General features: G+C 30.6%; 14 protein-coding genes and 16 tRNA genes. 2 read left to right on the forward strand and 28 right to left on the reverse strand.

Translation table 11 applies throughout. The annotated features are described in order from the left end of the window. Positions 1-8: 8 nt before the first annotated feature. From ARA56_RS10600 to rph, 19 genes are all read right to left on the reverse strand, one after another. Positions 9-84 (reverse strand) — tRNA-His (locus tag ARA56_RS10600). A 10-nt stretch (positions 85-94) separates the two neighbouring features. Beyond that, positions 95-170, reverse strand: a tRNA-Lys gene (locus ARA56_RS10605). A gap of 6 nt (positions 171-176) precedes the next feature. After that, positions 177-253, reverse strand: a tRNA-Arg gene (locus ARA56_RS10610). A 3-nt stretch (positions 254-256) separates the two neighbouring features. Beyond that, a tRNA-Gly gene (locus tag ARA56_RS10615) sits at positions 257-330 on the reverse strand. 5 nt (positions 331-335) lie between these two features. Beyond that, a tRNA-Gly gene (locus ARA56_RS10620) sits at positions 336-410 on the reverse strand. Between the two features lie 3 nt (positions 411-413). Then, positions 414-497 (reverse strand) — tRNA-Leu (locus ARA56_RS10625). 3 nt (positions 498-500) lie between these two features. Then, positions 501-576: transfer RNA gene (locus ARA56_RS10630), tRNA-Lys, on the reverse strand. Positions 577-581: 5 nt separating this feature from the next. Further along, a tRNA-Gln gene (locus tag ARA56_RS10635) sits at positions 582-656 on the reverse strand. A 5-nt stretch (positions 657-661) separates the two neighbouring features. Then, a tRNA-His gene (locus tag ARA56_RS10640) sits at positions 662-737 on the reverse strand. Positions 738-742: 5 nt separating this feature from the next. Continuing rightward, positions 743-816: transfer RNA gene (locus tag ARA56_RS10645), tRNA-Gly, on the reverse strand. A 7-nt stretch (positions 817-823) separates the two neighbouring features. Next, a tRNA-Arg gene (locus tag ARA56_RS10650) sits at positions 824-900 on the reverse strand. 3 nt (positions 901-903) lie between these two features. Further along, positions 904-977 (reverse strand) — tRNA-Gly (locus ARA56_RS10655). A 46-nt stretch (positions 978-1023) separates the two neighbouring features. Continuing rightward, positions 1024-1099: transfer RNA gene (locus ARA56_RS10660), tRNA-Pro, on the reverse strand. A gap of 5 nt (positions 1100-1104) precedes the next feature. Further along, positions 1105-1181: transfer RNA gene (locus tag ARA56_RS10665), tRNA-Arg, on the reverse strand. A 75-nt stretch (positions 1182-1256) separates the two neighbouring features. Further along, positions 1257-1330: transfer RNA gene (locus ARA56_RS10670), tRNA-Gly, on the reverse strand. 102 nt (positions 1331-1432) lie between these two features. After that, positions 1433-1508 (reverse strand) — tRNA-Pro (locus ARA56_RS10675). 86 nt (positions 1509-1594) lie between these two features. Next, positions 1595-2080, reverse strand: coding sequence for a metallophosphoesterase (locus ARA56_RS10680; RefSeq protein ID WP_055266520.1), 486 nt, complete (start codon positions 2078-2080; stop codon positions 1595-1597). Between the two features lie 280 nt (positions 2081-2360). Beyond that, entirely contained in the window at positions 2361-2963 is a 603-nt protein-coding gene (locus ARA56_RS10685) for an XTP/dITP diphosphatase (protein ID WP_055266522.1), read from the reverse strand. Next, a complete protein-coding gene (rph, locus tag ARA56_RS10690) occupies positions 2963-3712 on the reverse strand; it encodes a ribonuclease PH (protein WP_055266524.1) in 750 nt (249 codons plus the stop codon). Before rph ends, ARA56_RS10685 begins: the two co-directional genes overlap by 1 nt. Before the next feature lie 194 nt (positions 3713-3906). Here rph and ARA56_RS10695 point away from each other — a divergent pair, with 194 nt between their 5' ends. Beyond that, positions 3907-5520: a hypothetical protein gene (locus ARA56_RS10695; protein WP_055266526.1), complete on the forward strand. Its 1614-nt coding sequence runs from the start codon at positions 3907-3909 to the stop codon at positions 5518-5520. A gap of 35 nt (positions 5521-5555) precedes the next feature. Here ARA56_RS10695 and ARA56_RS10700 read toward each other — a convergent pair whose 3' ends face one another. After that, entirely contained in the window at positions 5556-7046 is a 1491-nt protein-coding gene (locus ARA56_RS10700; protein ID WP_055266528.1) for an ABC transporter substrate-binding protein, read from the reverse strand. 151 nt (positions 7047-7197) lie between these two features. On the opposite strand from ARA56_RS10700, the gene ARA56_RS10705 reads away from it, so the two are divergent. After that, positions 7198-7488: a hypothetical protein gene (locus ARA56_RS10705; RefSeq protein ID WP_055266530.1), complete on the forward strand. Its 291-nt coding sequence runs from the start codon at positions 7198-7200 to the stop codon at positions 7486-7488. Positions 7489-7652: 164 nt separating this feature from the next. Here ARA56_RS10705 and ligA read toward each other — a convergent pair whose 3' ends face one another. The 8 genes from ligA to ARA56_RS10745 form a co-directional block, all read right to left on the reverse strand. Beyond that, positions 7653-9638 carry an NAD-dependent DNA ligase LigA gene (ligA, locus tag ARA56_RS10710; RefSeq protein ID WP_055266532.1) on the reverse strand — a complete coding sequence of 662 codons (1986 nt, stop codon included), beginning with the start codon at positions 9636-9638 and terminating at the stop codon, positions 7653-7655. A gap of 32 nt (positions 9639-9670) precedes the next feature. Further along, the gene (pcrA, locus tag ARA56_RS10715; RefSeq protein WP_055266534.1) at positions 9671-11941 is read right to left on the reverse strand and encodes a DNA helicase PcrA; all 2271 of its coding nucleotides are present in this window, start codon (positions 11939-11941) and stop codon (positions 9671-9673) included. 313 nt (positions 11942-12254) lie between these two features. Continuing rightward, a complete protein-coding gene (locus tag ARA56_RS10720) occupies positions 12255-12971 on the reverse strand; it encodes a pseudouridine synthase (RefSeq protein WP_055266536.1) in 717 nt (238 codons plus the stop codon). Positions 12972-13082: 111 nt separating this feature from the next. Further along, positions 13083-13598: an FMN-binding protein gene (locus ARA56_RS16955; RefSeq protein WP_084759017.1), complete on the reverse strand. Its 516-nt coding sequence runs from the start codon at positions 13596-13598 to the stop codon at positions 13083-13085. 169 nt (positions 13599-13767) lie between these two features. Next, complete coding sequence (locus tag ARA56_RS10730; RefSeq protein ID WP_055266540.1) at positions 13768-15768, reverse strand: triple tyrosine motif-containing protein; 2001 nt, start codon at positions 15766-15768, stop codon at positions 13768-13770. A 154-nt stretch (positions 15769-15922) separates the two neighbouring features. Next, entirely contained in the window at positions 15923-16366 is a 444-nt protein-coding gene (locus ARA56_RS10735) for a YaiI/YqxD family protein (protein WP_055266542.1), read from the reverse strand. Between the two features lie 108 nt (positions 16367-16474). Continuing rightward, complete coding sequence (locus tag ARA56_RS10740) at positions 16475-17827, reverse strand: glucose-6-phosphate isomerase (protein ID WP_055266544.1); 1353 nt, start codon at positions 17825-17827, stop codon at positions 16475-16477. 233 nt (positions 17828-18060) lie between these two features. Then, positions 18061-18720: a DUF6241 domain-containing protein gene (locus ARA56_RS10745; RefSeq protein ID WP_055266545.1), complete on the reverse strand. Its 660-nt coding sequence runs from the start codon at positions 18718-18720 to the stop codon at positions 18061-18063. Positions 18721-18861: the final 141 nt, after the last annotated feature.

The following is an 18861-nucleotide window of genomic DNA, read 5'->3' on the forward strand; positions in this document are numbered from 1 at the left end:
CCTGCGTATGGGGTGAACGATGGGACTCGAACCCACGACAACCAGTGCCACAAACTGGCGCTCTACCAACTGAACTACGTTCACCAAATTGTAATGGTGCGCCATCAGGGATTCGAACCCGGGACACCCTGATTAAGAGTCAGGTGCTCTACCAACTGAGCTAATAGCGCATAAAATGGTGCGTGTTAAGAGATTCGAACTCCTGGCCCACGCCTTAGAAGGGCGTTGCTCTATCCAGCTGAGCTAAACACGCTTATGGAGCGGGTAGTGGGAATCGAACCCACCTTTCCAGCTTGGAAGGCTGGAGTATTACCGATATACGATACCCGCATATTTGGAGCGAAAGACGGGACTCGAACCCGCAACATCCACCTTGGCAAGGTGGCGCTCTACCATTGAGCCACTTTCGCATATGGTGCAGATGAAGGGAGTCGAACCCCCACGCCAAAGGCGCTAGATCCTAAGTCTAGTGCGTCTGCCAATTTCGCCACATCTGCATTTGGTGGCTTACCGGGGAATCGAACCCCGGACACCTTGATTAAAAGTCAAGTGCTCTACCGACTGAGCTAGTAAACCGTAAGTGGCAGGGATAGCAGGATTTGAACCTACGAATACCGCAGTCAAAGTGCGGTGCCTTACCGCTTGGCGATATCCCTGCGTATGGGGTGAACGATGGGACTCGAACCCACGACAACCAGTGCCACAAACTGGCGCTCTACCAACTGAACTACGTTCACCATAATGGAGCGGGTAGTGGGAATCGAACCCACCTTTCCAGCTTGGAAGGCTGGAGTATTACCGATATACGATACCCGCAAATAATTGGTGCGTGTTAAGAGATTCGAACTCCTGGCCCACGCCTTAGAAGGGCGTTGCTCTATCCAGCTGAGCTAAACACGCATATGGAGCGGGTAGTGGGAATCGAACCCACCTTTCCAGCTTGGAAGGCTGGAGTATTACCGATATACGATACCCGCATATTTGCATTTACTTAATTATTATTAAGTTTTGTTTTTTGAAAACTGGTCGGGGTGACAGGGATTGAACCTGCGACCTCATGGTCCCAAACCACGCGCGCTCCCATCTGCGCCACACCCCGAAGTATGGTGCGTGTTAAGAGATTCGAACTCCTGGCCCACGCCTTAGAAGGGCGTTGCTCTATCCAGCTGAGCTAAACACGCATACTTTTTTTCAGAGAACGTTTATTATTTTAAAACATTCAATTTATTTTGTCAAGCTTTTTTTCAAAGCTTTTTTGGAGCGGGTAGTGGGAATCGAACCCACCTTTCCAGCTTGGAAGGCTGGAGTATTACCGATATACGATACCCGCATACTTAACTTCTTCTGATTAATTTCTTAACTAGAACCGAGTTACATATTAACTCAAAACTCTAATTTAGTCAACAACTTTTTTTAAGTTTTAAAACTAAATTGGTCGGGGTGACAGGGATTGAACCTGCGACCTCATGGTCCCAAACCACGCGCGCTCCCATCTGCGCCACACCCCGAAGAGCTTTATCATCTCGCGACGACAAGGATTATTCTACAATATGATTTTTAAAACGTCAATACCTTTTTTTCATTTTTTTTATTTTTATCTGTTTTTTATTTCTTTAGTATATATTTGTGCTATTTTTCCCTCTTTAATTTCAATATACCCTAATGATCGCTTCGCCATACATGCTCCATGAGAAATACTCCCTGGATTCATTAAACATATATCATTATGCTTCTCTACTATCGGTATATGTGAATGACCAAATAGAACTATATCAACTCCTAATGATAATCCTCTATAATATATATTATCGTATCCAAATTTAACATTATAGGCATGACCATGACACATAAATATCTTTATCCCATCTAATTCTATTATTCTTTCATTAGGACTTTTACCTAAGAAATCACAATTACCACTTACTGAATACACTTCACCTTTAAACCCTTCAGTGATTTTAGCTATATCACTTTCTCCATCTCCTAAAAATAATAAAACATCTGCATTCTTTATATAATTCTTAACTTCATTTATAGCTCTATCATTATTATGAGAATCACTAATAACAGCAATTAACATATAAACACCCCTTAAAATTTATAGTTATATAGTTACAATTGAAATAAAGTGTGAGGCACTTTGGTGAAAAGTTTGACTTCGTCAAAGAGGAAAAGTCAGCTAAAGCTTAGGAGAAAATATTGCCTATGGCAATAGAGAAAAGATCTCTAATGATATAAAATGCTTTTCTCTGCTACTTATAGTAGCATTTTCCCCTTAACGTAGTTAACTTTTCACCACTACGTAGTAGCCTTTCACTTCGACAAAGTCGACTTTTCACTTGCGAGCCTTAGCTCGCACTTTATTTTAAATATTCTTCTATCTTTTTAAGTGCATTTGCTCTATGAGAAATCTTATTTTTTTCACTTGCTTCTAATTCAGCAAATGTCATGTTTGCAGGTTCATAGTAGAATAATGGATCATATCCAAATCCACCTTCTCCATTTAGTTCTTCCTTTATTAGCCCTTCAACAGTTCCTCTAACAATATTACTATTTCCATTAGTATCTATTAACGCTATAGCACAAACGAATCTACCTCTTCTATCTTTGCCTTTAACATTCTTTAGCTCTTCTAATAACTTTTTATTATTAGCAGCATCATTTCCATGTTCTCCTGCATATCTTGCTGAGTAAACTCCTGGTGCACCATTTAAATAGTCTACCTCTAATCCAGAATCGTCAGATAAAACAGCAAAATTCTTATCTCCTCTTTTGATTAAAAAGTCATATATTTCTCTTGCTTTCTTTTCTGCATTTGCTTCAAATGTTAATCCATCTTCTTCTACTTCTATATCTATATTTTCATCTGCTAAAGACTTTACATCCCACCCTAGATTTTCTACTATAGCTTTTAGCTCTTTTATTTTCTTCTTATTATTACTAGCTATAATTAATTTCTTCATTACTTTGATTCTCCTGTTCCTATCCATAAAGCATCCATTTTTAAAGTTTCCTTTTGAATTTGAATTATTTGCTTTATTCCCTTTTCTCCTAAATCTAAAAGTTCATTTAAATCTTTTCTTGAAAATGGAGCTTCTTCACCAGTTCCTTGAATTTCTACAAACTCTCCACTTCCAGTTCCAACTATATTCATATCAACTTGTGCACTTGAATCCTCTTCATAGCATAAATCAATCATCTTTTCTCCATTTACTATTCCTACGCTAGTTGCACAAACAAACTCTCTTATTGGATATACTTTAAAAGGTTTAATTCTATGAAGCTTATTTATTGCATCTACTAAAGCAACAAAAGCTCCTGTGATAGAAGTAGTTCTTGTTCCTCCATCTGCTTGAATAACATCACAATCTATCCAAATAGTCTTTTCTCCTAAAGCCTTTAAATCAACTACTGATCTTAATGCTCTTCCTATTAACCTTTGTATCTCCATAGTTCTTCCATCTTGCTTTAATCTTGCAATATCTCTTACTTTTCTAGTGGCAGTAGATCTTGGTAACATATTATATTCAGCTGTTATCCATCCTTCTCCTGTACCTTTTAAAAAAGGAGGTACTTTATCTTCAATTGATGCAGTACATATAACTTTTGTATCTCCTACCTCTATTAATACTGATCCTTCAGCATGCTTTATATAGTTTCTAGTTATTTTAGTGTGTCTAACATTATTGTTCTTACGATTATCACTTCTCATAATATCTCCTCCAACTTTAATATATATATACTGTTAATGTAAAATTTAACTGTAATTTTTTATATTATCCTAATTTATATAGCCTCATTATACCTCTTATACGTCCTAAAATTATTGCTTTTTCAAAAAAAGTGAACTATTTTAAAAGTTATCTCATATTATTAATATAAGGATTATTATAAGAGGTGAAAATTTTGAAATATATTGGTCCATTTTTTAGAATGAATAGTTTACGCCAAGAAGAAATAAACTCACAACTATTCTATTTATCTAAAGAAGCTGTAAAAACTATTGTTTTAGAATCGAAATGTGGTTTAGTTTCATCAATAAAAAACTTTAAAAATTTAAGTCCCTCATTTGATATTAACACAATGAATAATTTTTCTCCACTATTATGTGTGTATAGAAAAGCCTCTCCAAACTTTATCCACAGTAAAAATTCTAACGGCTTCGATGAGGATACTTTTAAAAAAGAAATAAATCCTTCAACAAATGCACTTATGACATTATGCTTACTTGAATTACTAGATTATTATCATAGCTTTGAAAACATAGAGAGAAGTACTTATTCTATATATGAAATATATAATTCTCTCACAAAAGAACAATTACAATTCTATTCTGAAAATCTTAGAAACTCTGAAGGAGTATTTACAGACAAAAAGAATATGTTTGAAAATAACTCTAAAAACTTTAACTTAGTTGATAAAGATAAAAAATTTAAATTCTCTGATCAAGCATTTATGATGTTAGCTTACTATCTATATTCTTATAAAAATAAGAATGATGCTTCATCTAAAGATTACGAAACATTTTCTTTAGAGATTCTTCAAATGTTTTTAGATTATAAAGAAAACATATATGAATGTTCTCTAGATGAACTTTGTAAAATATTATTAGCATTCAACATATTATATAGCTATTGTCCTCTAGAAAATCTTCAAACATTGATAGCTGATATTTCTGATTATACTATGAATAAATTTGATGATAAGGACTACTATATAAACTCTTTAGATACTGCTGCATTATGCTCTATAGTTTTAGCTCTCTCATATAAACATACCAATATAATAGCTTTTAAAGATAAATCTAAAGCTATTATTAATAAACTATACTCTTTGTATGATGAAGAAAACGAATGTTTCTATAAACTATCATCAAAGAAAGAAATTAAATATTCATCATATGATATAATCTTCTATTTATTAGCTTTTATCTTAGAAGATAACTCTAGAGGTGAATATAAAAATTTAATTTCTTCTATATATAAAAAATATATAACAAACTCTGGATTAGTAACAAGTTGGCCAGAAGCTCCTACATTAGATGACTATGAGCGTTATAGAGGATTATCACTAGTATCAAAAGATATGCTAGATGAAAGCTTTTTTAGAATGCCTAATGTGCCAACCCCTAGTAGCTCTGGTATGGCACCAGTGTTTAATAAATATATCACCTATAATAAAAGAAAAAATTCTTTTTCAGTAAATAAGAATTCATTTGATAGTAGTAGAAATTTTTTAATCTTCTATCTATTTATACATCTATTTAAAGATGATTTTATAAACAACCTAGCTCTTGATAGAGTTAACCTAGACAACGAAGCCGAATCAATTCCAGAAATATTAAAGGATTCTACTTCTAGCTCTTCAGATGTTGAGATTAACTATATAGATAGTGTTGCTCCAACACAAAGTAATGAGTCTAACTCTTCTGTTGAATCAACACCTTTAAATATAACTAGTAGTATTCCATCTGAAGAAAATGAAACTATTTCAGAAAATCTAGAAATAACTGACCAATAATAAAATTAGTAATAAAAAAATAAGACCAACTGGTCTTATTTTTTTATTATCTCGAATTTTAAATTTCCATTTCCATCTAAACTTATATTTTCTATGCTTGTATTAACTGCGATATTATCATTATAAAAAATCAAAGGTAATACTGAATAGTTTTCAAATAAATTATCTTCTATTTGTGTTAATATTTCTTTTTCCTCTTCTACAGTATTAAAAATGCTAACCTTCTCTGCTAGCTCTTCTGAAATATATGGTGATATAACTTTATAAAACTCACTTTTATCATTATAATCAGCATTTAAATTTAAAATTGCCATATCATAATAAGAAATATCACTTGTAATTTCTTCTCTTAATAAAGATCCTACTAATGTTATATCTGTATTTTCAGCAAACCAATTAGATATATAGTCTACCATTTCTTTATTTAACAAACTTTCTTCACAAGCTATATATATTACTTCTGGTATTTCAGCTTCTTCACCTAAGCTACTCATTACTTTTCTATCTTGAAGTTTAGATAAATCCTGTTCTTCATCTCTAAAGTAACTTCCGTCTGCCAGTTTAATCAATGATTTATTATCTGATTCATAATCCTCTAAAGCTTTAGTTATTAGTCTATATATCTCTTTTCTATCATCAATTGATAAAATATTATTTTTATTAAAAGCTAAATATACAGATTTACTTGAAGGAATACTTACTAACTTACCCTCCTTAGAAAGTCTGTTCAATTGACTTTTAGGTGGATTTAGAACTATATCCCTTTGCCCTATTTCAAATGCAGCTAAAGCTAAATCTTCGCTATCATCATTAACCATATGAATTGTTTTTGCTAAACTCGAATCTGCTGTATTATTTCTTTTTAGTGTTATTTCATTTAATGAGTTTATATCTGCTATAGAGTAATTACCGCTATACGGAATAGTTGTGTAATTATTCCCTATTTCTTCCCAAAGTATTACGCTTTTTCTTAATCTATATTGTGGTTTAGTTAATTCATTTAAGAAATTTGAATCTTGAGAGTTAAGCCTAAGTATTAAATTAGTATCTGTTGCAGTAATACCAACACCATTGCTAAATGATTTATTTCCATTCCTATAATCTATAACTCCAAAGACATTTAATAGTGGTTCTATATCCTCTTCTGCTTCTAAAGTAATAACTTCTCTAAAAAATTCAGCTATATCCGAAGGAGTTATTTTAGTACCATCACTCCAATAAACATCATCTCTTATCTTAAAATCATATTCAATTCCATTATCTCTTATATCTACACTATCTGCTAACGCAGGAACTAATTCCCCATTTGTATCTAATTCTACTAGTCCTTTACTAACAGCACATATAATATCTTGTTCTCTTTTACTTAATGAGCCAACAGTTACAAAATTACTTGGTATATTATTAATAGAGTAAACTATATCTGCTTCACTTCTAACTTGCTTAGTTGGACTTTTATCTATAAATCCTAGTAAAAATACTATAGATACTACAAATAATCCTAATACTACAAAAATTTTCTTCAAATTTACTCTCCTTTCAATATCTATATACATATAATTATATCCAATATTATTCAATATAATCAATTTATGTAATTTATATACTATTTAGGAATTTTTATTGTTAATAAAGGGTATATTTATATGATATAATGATTTTAGGAGGTGTGATAATATGTCTGTAGCTTTACAAATAATTCAAATGATATTTTATATCGTAGGAATTTTATTTATGTTATCATTTATGTTTATCGGCATATGGTCATTTATTATTTTCCTAAAGATGTACAAAAATCAAAGAATTAATAACTATCTATTAGATAAAATAAATAAAAGTATATCCTCACTAAACTTAAGTAATGATGAGAGTGTATTAGATTCATTAGATTTTGATTTTGATGATTCTTTTTTGGATAATAATAATTTAGACTCAACAAACAATGTTATTAAGATGGATAACGCTTAATATAATTGCAAATGGATAATGGCAAATGGCAAGTTAAGGAACAAATTCAGAAACCTGAATTTGAAGAATTTAAGATAGAACTCAATTCCATAATTCTATCTTAAAAAACTAGGTACTAGTTTCATCCTCAATTTGCCATTTGCCATTTTTAATTTTTCATTATTTTATATCATAGATTCAAAATCATCTTCACTTAGTACTTTTATTCCAAGTTCATTTGCTTTAGTAAGCTTTGACCCTGCTTCTTCTCCAGCTATTACGTAATCTGTTTTCTTACTAACACTACCAGACACTTTAGCTCCCAAGCTTTCTAGTTTTTCTTTTATTTCTCCCCTAGAGTATTTAGTTAGAGTTCCTGTAACAACTACAGTTTTTCCACTAAATGCACTTTCTTTAACTTCTTTTTCTTCATACCATGGATTCACACCTAAATTAAATAGTTCATCTATAGTATTAATTACTTTTTCTTCTTTAAAGAATTCTAATACACATCTAGCTACTATATCACCAACATCGTTAACTCCAACTAGCTGTTCAAAAGTAGCTTCCTTTAATCCATCTAAAGATTTAAATGTGTTTACTAAGTCTTTTGCAGTTTTAACTCCAACATTAGGAATTCCTAACGCATATATAAATCTATACAACTCTGGATTTTTACTTCTTTCAACAGCATCTAAAAGGTTTTGTGCCTTTTTAGGTCCAAACTTTTCTAAAGTTATTAAATCATCTTTATTCAATTTATATAAATCTGCTATAGATCTTATTTCAAGCTTTTCAAATAATTGTTCAGCAGTTTTTTCTGAAAATCCTTCTATATTCATAGCTTCTCTTGATGCAAAATGAACTATACTCTTAACCATTTGTGGCTTACAAGATAAAGTATTTTCACAGAAATAATGTGCCCCATCTAATACTAAATGACTACCACACGAAGGGCACGTTTCTGGTACATTAATATCTATTGCACCTTCTAAAGTAGATTCAACAACTCCCATTATTTCTGGAATAACATCGTTACTTCTTCTTACAAATACATCAGCGCCTATTTTAACACCTTTTCTTCTTATATCATCCATGTTATTAAGAGTAGCTCTTTTTACAGTTACTCCTGCTAATTCAACAGGCTCTAATATAGCTGTAGGACCAACTCTTCCACTTCTTCCAACATTCCACTCAACATCTAAAAGCTTAGTTGTTGCCTCTTGTGCTTCAAACTTATAAGCTATTGCCCATTTAGGGAATTTTACAGTATACCCTAAAAGTTCTCTAGTTCTCATATCATCAATAGCTATTACTACTCCATCTATATCATAATTAAGGTCAAATCTTATTTCTTCAATATACTTTATTTCATTTTGAAGTTCCTCTAACGTTGTACACGCTTTAATATAATCATCCATTGGGAATCCTTTTTCTTTTATAAAAGCAAGCATTTCCTCATATGTCTTAAAGCCTTCCCCTTCTTTATATCCTACATCATAGAAAAATGCTGATAAATTTCTTCTAGCAGTCTCTTTTACATTTAAATTTCTTAATGCCCCTGCTGCACCATTTCTAAGGTTTTTTAGAGGAACTTCAGAAGTTTTATTATATTTATCAAAAGCTTCTTGAGTCATTATAGCTTCACCGTGAATTTCAAATACTGAGTTACTATCTATTTTTAAAGGAATAGATTTTATAGTTTTAACTTGAGCAGTTACATTTTCCCCTGTTTCACCAGTACCTCTAGTAGCTGCTACATCTAATATTCCCTCTTCATTATAGGTAAGATTAATAGTTAATCCATCAAATTTCTTTGTAACTATATATTTTAAAGGAGGTAGAGTTTCACCTCTAGAATTCATTTCTTGAACAAACTTTACATTTCTATTATGCCAATCAATTATTTCATCAAAGCTTTGAGCTTTATCTAAACTCCAAAGTCTTGCTTTATGAGTATATTTGCTAAAGCCTTCTAAAACAACATCTCCAACTCTTTGAGTAGGTGAATATGGAAGTACATATCCTAATTCTTCTTCTAAAGCTTTTAATTCATCATATAAAATATCGTACTCTTTATCTGTTACACTTGGCTTATCTAAAGAATAATACTCATAAGCATATCTATTTAACTTCTCTACTAATTCTTCTATACGTAACTTCTTATCCATATATCCTCCTATTAAGTTTACTAATTCAGTTACTATAAAACTTCTAAGTTTGCCGGTGGAACCATAAGCATTTTAACCCCTTGGTTATTAAATGCTATCGTTAACTTTTTCTTTCCATCAATATCTGAAACTGATACTATAGTTCCAACCCCAAATTTCTCATGCTTAACTTTTCTTCCTAAAGTTAACTCTGATGTACTTGATGAAGCCGAAACTGAATTTGGTACAGTTGCTGCTGTTTTAGATGCAAATCTATTATTTTGGAATGGTACATAACTTCCCTTTAAACTATGAGGATTATTGTTATATCCTGTTCCATACCCAGGTCTTGAAGTAGTATTTGTTTCTCCTTTAACTTCTCCACTAGCGCTTACATATTCTCTTAAGTCTGATTTTATTTCAGAAATGAAGTCAGATTGAGGATATGCCACCGTTCTACCAAATACTCTTCTTACTTCAGCTGAAGTCATATATAAACTTTCTTTAGCTCTTGTTATTCCAACATAACAAAGTCTTCTTGACTCTTCCATTTCTGATTCTGAATCAAATGATGATGGTCCTGGGAATATACCATTCTCCATTCCTACCATAAATACTACAGGAAACTCTAATCCCTTTGCACTATGAACAGTCATAAGTACAACTGTTCCACCATCAGCATCTACATCCTCTAGCTTATCTGTATCTTGGACAAGAGATACCTTCTCTAAATATGCTGATAAAGATTTATCTTCACTTGTTCTCTCAAAATCAACAGCATCAGATACAAGTTCCTTTAAGTTTTCAATTCTACTCTTATCTTCAATTTCTTTTGAATTTTCAAGTTCCTTCATATAACCAGTATCTTTAAGAATAGTTTCTATTAATGTAGAAACAGGTATAGTTTCACTTAATACCATTAAGTTATCCATCATATCCATGAACTTTTCTATTCCACCACAGTTTCTAGCTGTTAAAGTAGGAATAGTTCTTACTTGACTTAATGCATCATAAAGCCCTATATCATAATCATTAGCAAAATCGGTTATCTTTTGAATAGTTGCATCTCCTATTCCCCTCTTAGGAACATTTATAATTCTTTTTAAAGAAACACTATCTTCTGGATTAACTAATGCTTTAAGATAAGCTAACATATCTTTAATTTCTTTTCTATCATAGAACTTAGTTCCACCGATAATTTTATAAGGGATAGCTGCTCTTCTTAAACTTTCTTCAAAAATACGTGATTGTGCATTAGTTCTATAAAGTATTGCAAATTCATCATATCTTCTACCTTCATCATCACTAATCTTTTTAATTTGATTTGCAACGAAAGCTCCTTCATCTCCATCTGAATAAGCTCTATAAATCTTTATCTTTCCACCAGCTTCTTGTTCAGTTCTTAATGCTTTACTTTTTCTATTCGCATTATTAACTATAACAACATTAGCTGCATCTAATATATTACCTTTTGATCTATAGTTTTGTTCAAGTTTAATAACTTTAGCATCAGGATAATCTTTTTCAAATCCTAAGATATTTTTTATATCTGCACCTCTCCATTGGTAGATACATTGGTCATCATCTCCTACAACGCAGATATTTCTATGTTTTTCAGCAAGTAATCTTACAAATTCATACTGAACACCATTTGTATCCTGATATTCATCTACCATTATATATTCGAATTTTCTTTGGTAGAATTCTAATGTTTCAGGATCCTTCTTAAAAAGCTCTACAGTTTTCATTATAAGATCATCAAAATCTAAAGCATTATTTTCCTTTAATCTCTTTTGGTACATCCTATAAACTTCTGCTATCTTCTTTTCTCTATAATTAGATTCATGTTCTCTGTAGTAGCTATCTGGGCTTTGCATATTATCCTTAGCTCTACCTATCTTACCCATTATTTCTTGCTCTGTAATTTCTTTATCGTTTATTTGAAGTGATTTTATACATTCTTTTAAAAGTACCTTTTGATCTGATGTATCATATATAGTAAAGTTCTTCTTATACCCTATCTTTTCTATTTCTCTTCTTAAAATTCTTACACAAGTCGAGTGAAATGTAGAAATCCACATATCATCAGCTCTATCACCTATGATAGATTTAACTCTTTCCTGCATCTCTTTAGCAGCCTTATTAGTAAATGTTATAGCTAATATTTTATATGGCTGAATTCTTAAATCTTCTATCATATGTGCCATTCTATATGTTAAAACTCTAGTTTTACCTGATCCAGCTCCTGCTAGTATAAGCACAGGTCCATTTATAGTTATAGCACCTTCATACTGTTCTTTATTTAATAACGCTTTTAAATCCACGAAACATCCTCCCTTCAATACACTTAACTTAACATATTATAACATAACTAATATATATTATTACCAAAACTGTGTAAAATAAAAAAACTGTGGTTTTTTAAAGTTTTTTAGACAACAAAAAAACGCAACCCTTGGGGCCAGGTTGCGCTTTAGCAATAAGCAATAAATAAAAAGGGGGCTATTTAATTCCTTTTATTTATCCTTGCAATAATATTATATTAAAACAAGTTAAGAAATGCAAGGAATTTAAATAAAATTCTTGACAACACCCTATAATTATGAATATTATATAAGTAATTGCGTTTTTTATTCGTTAAAAGCTTTTTAAAATTGCAATTTCCTCTTCAGTAAGTTCTCTATATTCGCCTTCTTCTAGTTCTTCATCTAGTTTTAATGTACCAAATTCTATTCTTTTTAAATAAACTACTTTTTTCCCTACGGCTTCAAACATTCTTTTAACTTGATGGAATTTTCCTTCCTGTATTGTTACAAGTACTTCTGAGCCTTCTTCTGATGCACTTTGTATTTCAAGTTTCGCTTCTTTACATACATAACCATCATCTAAAGTGATTCCTTTTTGGAATGCCTTAATATCAGCTTCAGTTACTTCTTTATCAATTCTCGCAAAATAAACTTTATCAACTTTCCATTTTGGAGATATTAATCTATGATTCAATTCACCATCATTAGTTAGTAATAATAAACCAACTGTATCCTTGTCTAATCTTCCTACAGGGAATGGTTCAAATACTTGATGCTCTACCTCTAATAAATCTACAACTGTTTCATCTCTATTATCATATGTAGCTGAAACAACACCATCTGGTTTATTCATCATTAAATATATAAATTCTCTATAATAAATTTCCTCTCCATTTATAACTATCTTATCTTTTTCTGGATCAACTTGCATTGCACTATCTTTTGCAACTACTCCATTTACTTCTACTATTCCATTCCTAACTATTTTCTTTAGTTCTTTTCTTGTTCCATAACCTAAATTAGCTAATATCTTATCTAGTCTTTCCATCTAAAGACCTCCTAATGTTTTATCATGTTTAACATATATTTTATTATTATAGTACTTAAATTGCAATAAAAAAACCTATCAACAAATGTTGATAGGTAATTATCCATTTTACTATTCTGCTTTAGGTAAAGCGTAAACACCTCTGTTTAAAGCATCATTTATAGCAGATATAATTTTTCCAGATCTTACTGTAGCTGCAGTAAATCCGTCTATATCTTTTGTTATATTTTCTGGAGTGTACAGTTCATCTACAACTGTAGTAATATCTTTTCCAACGATGTGGTTTAATACGTCTTCATATTGTCCCTTTAATGCAACTATTGTAGCATCTTCTGATTTCAAATAATCTTCATCCTTGTACTTCATAGTTCTAAACTTTGCTGCCTCAACTTTGTTATCCTTTAAAGATATTTCTACGACAACTGATGCATCGTAAAATGCGCCTCTGTATGTACCATCCTTATAAGTTATAGTTTGTGTTTGAGTTGCTTCTCCAGCTGTTGAACCGTTGTCGCTTCCTCCAGTACAAGAAACTAATCCTACTGTAAGAGCAGCAGCAGCTATTAATAAAGCTATTTTCTTAATATTTTGTCTTCCCCCTGAAAATATATAAATTATTAGTAATATTTTGTTATGTAATTACCAATACTTTTGAATTATATAATAAAATTGTATTATTAACAATAAAATACCAATAAATAAACCACCTTTAACTTGCTTTTAATATGTTTTTAACATGCTTTTAACATTGAAAATTTTAAATAAAAATAGGAGAACTAAATTAGTCCTCCTATTTTTATACTATATTAAATGTTATACTCTCATAATCTTCATAGTTTACCTTCTTATAAAAACTCTTACTTAATACTAAAAGTCTATATTGCCCTTTTGAAAATGGTAAAAATGTATAGTAATTCTTCTTACTATATTCCTGAACTAAAACCCAATTATTTTCCTTCATCATGTAAAATTCATAACACACATTTTTTCCACCTTTACTAGTTACTTCAAATGTAACTTCTTCCCCAACCTTAATTTCTTTTTTGTTAGCTACAACCTTTGTGGAATTTACAGGCATTACATCTTTAACATAAATTATTACTTCTCTTTTAGAATCATATTCTTCAGTAGATTTAATATTTTTAGCATAAATACTAAAGGCATACTTACCTGGACACTTTGGTTTTACTCTAATAGCTTTATTTTCAACATATCCTGTATCTTCGACATCTTGTCCATTAATCTTAGTTACAAACCTTACTACGGTATCTGTTGTGTTCTGTATTATAGCCTCCATTTCTATAGTATCATTAACTAAATATATTTCTTTATTATTAGTTAATACATAATCAATATTAGCTGGAATATAATCATTACACTTTATATATATAGATGTAGAAGAATCAAAATCTTTAATAGAATATAAATCTTTTACCCTAACTTCTACTTCATATTCTCCCTTTTCTTTTGGAACGAAATTAATCCAATTATTTTTAATATAATCCATTTCTTCTTTTTGGATTCCATCTTTATATACTATAAATTTATAAAGAGCCTTGCATCCACCTTCACATTTAACATTTATATTAAATGGTTGATTAACAAGCGCTGCTCTTCCTTTATCACACTTAACTTCAACTATACGTACTGGTCTATCTCCTTTTTTATCTACTTGATATCCAATAGAATTTATGCTTTCATAATCACCTTTAAAAGAAATATCTTTCACTTTTAAAGTAATATTATATTTTCCTTCTTCTGATGGTTCCCACAAATATCTATTACTTCTTATATAACCACTATCTTCTGAAACAGGTCCTTCAATGATATATCTGTATACTAATTCCCTACCACCATCTACTAATGCCTCTAAATTGATTCTTGTTCCTGTAACCTGAGGTGACTCTATATCAGCCTTAAAATTTCTTATCTTTATTTTTTCATATGGCATTACATCATATACTATAAGCGCTCTATCATCATACTCCTTATTAGAGAAAATATCTCTTACATAGCATAATAGTTTATACTCACCTTCAACTTCTTCTTTAAATGACACTATTGATTTAGATGAAAAATCTTGAACACAAGTATATTTTCCTTCTTTATTAATCTTTACAAATTTATAAAGTAAAGGTCTATTTTCCTCATGATTAGTTTCAACTTTAAATATAAGTTCTTCATTTACTATCATCTTATGAGATAAAAACTTAAAATCTGTTATTTCTATAACTTCTAATCCCTTAACATCTATTTTTAATCTTATATAATCATCTACATTATTAGTTGAATCAACCTTTTTACATTCGACTAATATTTCTTTATTACCAGGTTCAGTTGCAGTAAATGTATACTTATTATCTGTTGAATAATCATTTAGAATTTCCCACTCATCTTTATTTTTCAGCCAAAATCTATATAAAAGTAATTCTTCTCTTCCTTTAACATTTATTAAAACTTTGTCTCCAACAGTTACTTTGTTTTTATCTATATCTACATTTTCTATTAACTTACTATCTTCAATAATATCGAATTCCAACCTTGCACTATAATCATATGGCTTTGTTGATCCTTTAACCTTTCCTTGGACAAGAATCATATGCTTTCCAGAATTTTTAGGAGTCCATTTACATATCTTTTTTTCTGAAAAGTCTTGTATTGGAGTCCATACTTTATTGTATCCTTCGATAAATTTATACTCTATATCATCTTTTATATTTAAATTAGCCTCAATATTTATATCATTATTTACATAAATAGGCCCTTTATTATCAAAATCTAATAGTAACTCCTTCATAAATTTCTCACCCCACCAAATTTCATCATTTTATTTTACATCAATTAACATAATTTCCTATTTTTAATTATACTCCTTATCCGTTGCAATAAAAATTGAAATTTGTCTATCAGAGATAAAAAAAAGAAATAACCTTTAGATATATTTCTACAGATTATTCCTTCAAATTACTTTTTATTAAAAATAATAAGTTTTTCTTCAATCTTTCATCATCTTCTGATGTTCTTTTTCTAGCATTAGGTGTTCTTCCACCAGCTTTTCTAATTTTTTGCGAGATATGTCTTTGCTCTAACATACCGCTAATATTCTCATTAGTATAAATAGTCCCTCTTGGATTTATGACATGAGCTTTTTTTCCAAGACATATTGCCGCTACTCCATAATCTTGAGAAACTACAATATCATTTTCCATACACTCATTAGATACCTTCATATCTACACTTTGAAATCCACTATCCACAATTTTCACATCACCATAATCCAAAACTATATAGTGATGTATATCACAATATACAATTAGTTCTAAGTTATAATCTTTTGCACACCTTTCAATTATTGAAATTCCAGGACATGCATCTCCATCAACTATAATCCTCATAAACTTTCCTCTTTTATTTCAATTAACCCCAGTAGTTTATAATTATCCACAAACTACTGGGGTAATATTATAATTTTTCTATATTAATTGTTAATAGAATTTAGATTACTATTTTAATCTAGCTTCTAATTCTGCTTTTAATTCTTCGTATCCTGGCTTACCAAGTAAAGCAAACATGTTTTTCTTGTATGCTTCAACACCTGGTTGATCGAATGGGTTAACTCCTAGTAAATATCCGCTTATAGCGCATGCTTTTTCAAAGAAGTAAACCATTTGTCCAAAGTAGTATGGACTTAATTCCGGAATGTTTAGTATCATGTTTGGAACTCCACCATCACAGTGAGCTAATAATGTTCCATTGAAAGCTTGCTTGTTAACGAAATCAACAGTTTTTCCAGCTAAGAAGTTTAATCCATCAACGTTTCCTTCTGCTTCTTCTATAACTATTTCTTTGTTAGCTTTCTCTACATTAAGAACTGTTTCAAACATTATTCTTGTACCATCTTGGATAAATTGTCCCATTGAGTGTAAATCTGTTGAGAAATCTACTGCAGCTGGGAATATACCCTTTTGGTCTTTACCTTCTGATTCTCCATATAATTGCTTCCACCATTCGTTAAAGTAGTGTAAGCATGGTTCATAGTTAACCATAACTTCAACTTTCTTACCTTTATTATATAAAGCATTTCTCATTGCAGCATATTGGTAACATTCGTTTTCTTTTAATGATGGGTTTGAGTATACTTTTCTAGCATCTGCAGCCCCTTGCATCATTTCATCTATGTTAATTCCAGCAACGGCTATTGGTAATAAACCAACTGCTGTTAAAACTGAGAATCTTCCACCTACGTCATCTGGAACAACAAAAGTTTCGTAACCCATAGTATCTGCTAATCCTTTTAAAGCTCCTCTAGCTTTATCAGTTGTAGCAAATATTCTCTCTTTAGCTCCATCAACTCCATATTTCTTTTCCATGAAGTCTTTGAACATTCTGAAAGCTATTGCTGGTTCAGTTGTAGTACCTGATTTAGATATAACGTTAACTGAAACATCTAACCCTTCGATTGCTTCAAATAAATCAGTTATATATGTTGAACTTATGTTATTTCCAACGAAAAATACCTTTGGAGTCTTTCTCTTATCGCTTGATAACATGTTATAGAAGTTGTTAGTTAACATTTCTATAGCAGCTCTAGCTCCTAAGTATGATCCACCAATACCGATAACTATTAAAACATCTGAATTTGATTTTATCTTTTCAGCAGCAACTTTAATTCTTTCAAATTCATCTTTATCATAATTTACAGGTAGGTCTAACCATCCTAAGAAGTCGTTACCTGCTCCTGTTTTTTCATGAACTGTATCATGAGCATATTTAACCATACCTTCCATCATATCTAATTCTGAAAGATTAGCATATGGTTGAACTTTTGATAAATCTAAGCTTAAACCTTTATTCATTCTTTTACCTCCAAATTTTCTGGAATAATTACCATTTTAATTATATCATAAATTATTAAAACCTAATATTTTTTTCTAATATTTTATTACCTAATAAATACAAATAAAGATTTACATTTTATAAATTCTATTTACTCTATTTACTAAATATATTATATGTAAAAAAGAATTAAGTTATTAATCCAACAAAAAAGAGCTGTTCATAATAAACAACTCTTCATTAACACTATATCTTATAATCCTAAATTAGTTTTTACAGCTTCTATAGCAGCTTCATCTAATTTACTTGCTTTTCCAATTTCTCCATCAAGGTTTTTCCATACATAGTTATGTACTTCTACACCATTACTGAAGTCTCCTTCTTTCCATTTGCTTATTTCTTTATACAAATACCAATCAACTTCTTCTACCATACTCAAAGCTTCATCTATAGTTTCCATAGTAATTTTCTTTGTCCCATTTATTTTACCATCAATAGCTAATATTATAGTATTTGCCATATGATGAACATATTCATTTATTTCTATCATTCTCTGCTCATCAACAGTAATTGTGTGATTCTCATCTTGTGAAGGTTCTTCTTCAGAATCTTCTTTATTATTTCCTACAACTTGATTAGGTTCACCTTCTGGTTTGTTATATGTCGGTGCTTGAGATAAATCATAAAACTTCATTCCACTCCAAGCCATTCCACCTAAAATAACGACTATAGCTATAGCAATTCCAATCGCCTTTAATACATTTGAGCCTTTGTGTTCAGATTTTTGAACAACCTTCCAATCCTCACTACTATTAACATTCTGAGCATCACTAATACTTTTTTGTGAGATTTCTTCTACTGAATCTACTACATCATTATCATTTCCATCTATTACTTTATTATCTTTATCCATTTTCTCACCTCATACCTAATTTTTCCCACATTTATACTATAAAGCACACGATATGTCATGTCAATTATTACCATAATACCTTTTACAACAAAATACTACATTTAAAAATAAAGAGAACCCCTGAAATTATTTCAATGGTTC

Origin of the sequence: Clostridium disporicum (assembly GCF_001405015.1) — a bacterium.
Taxonomy (GTDB): Bacteria; Bacillota; Clostridia; order Clostridiales; family Clostridiaceae; genus Clostridium; species Clostridium disporicum_B.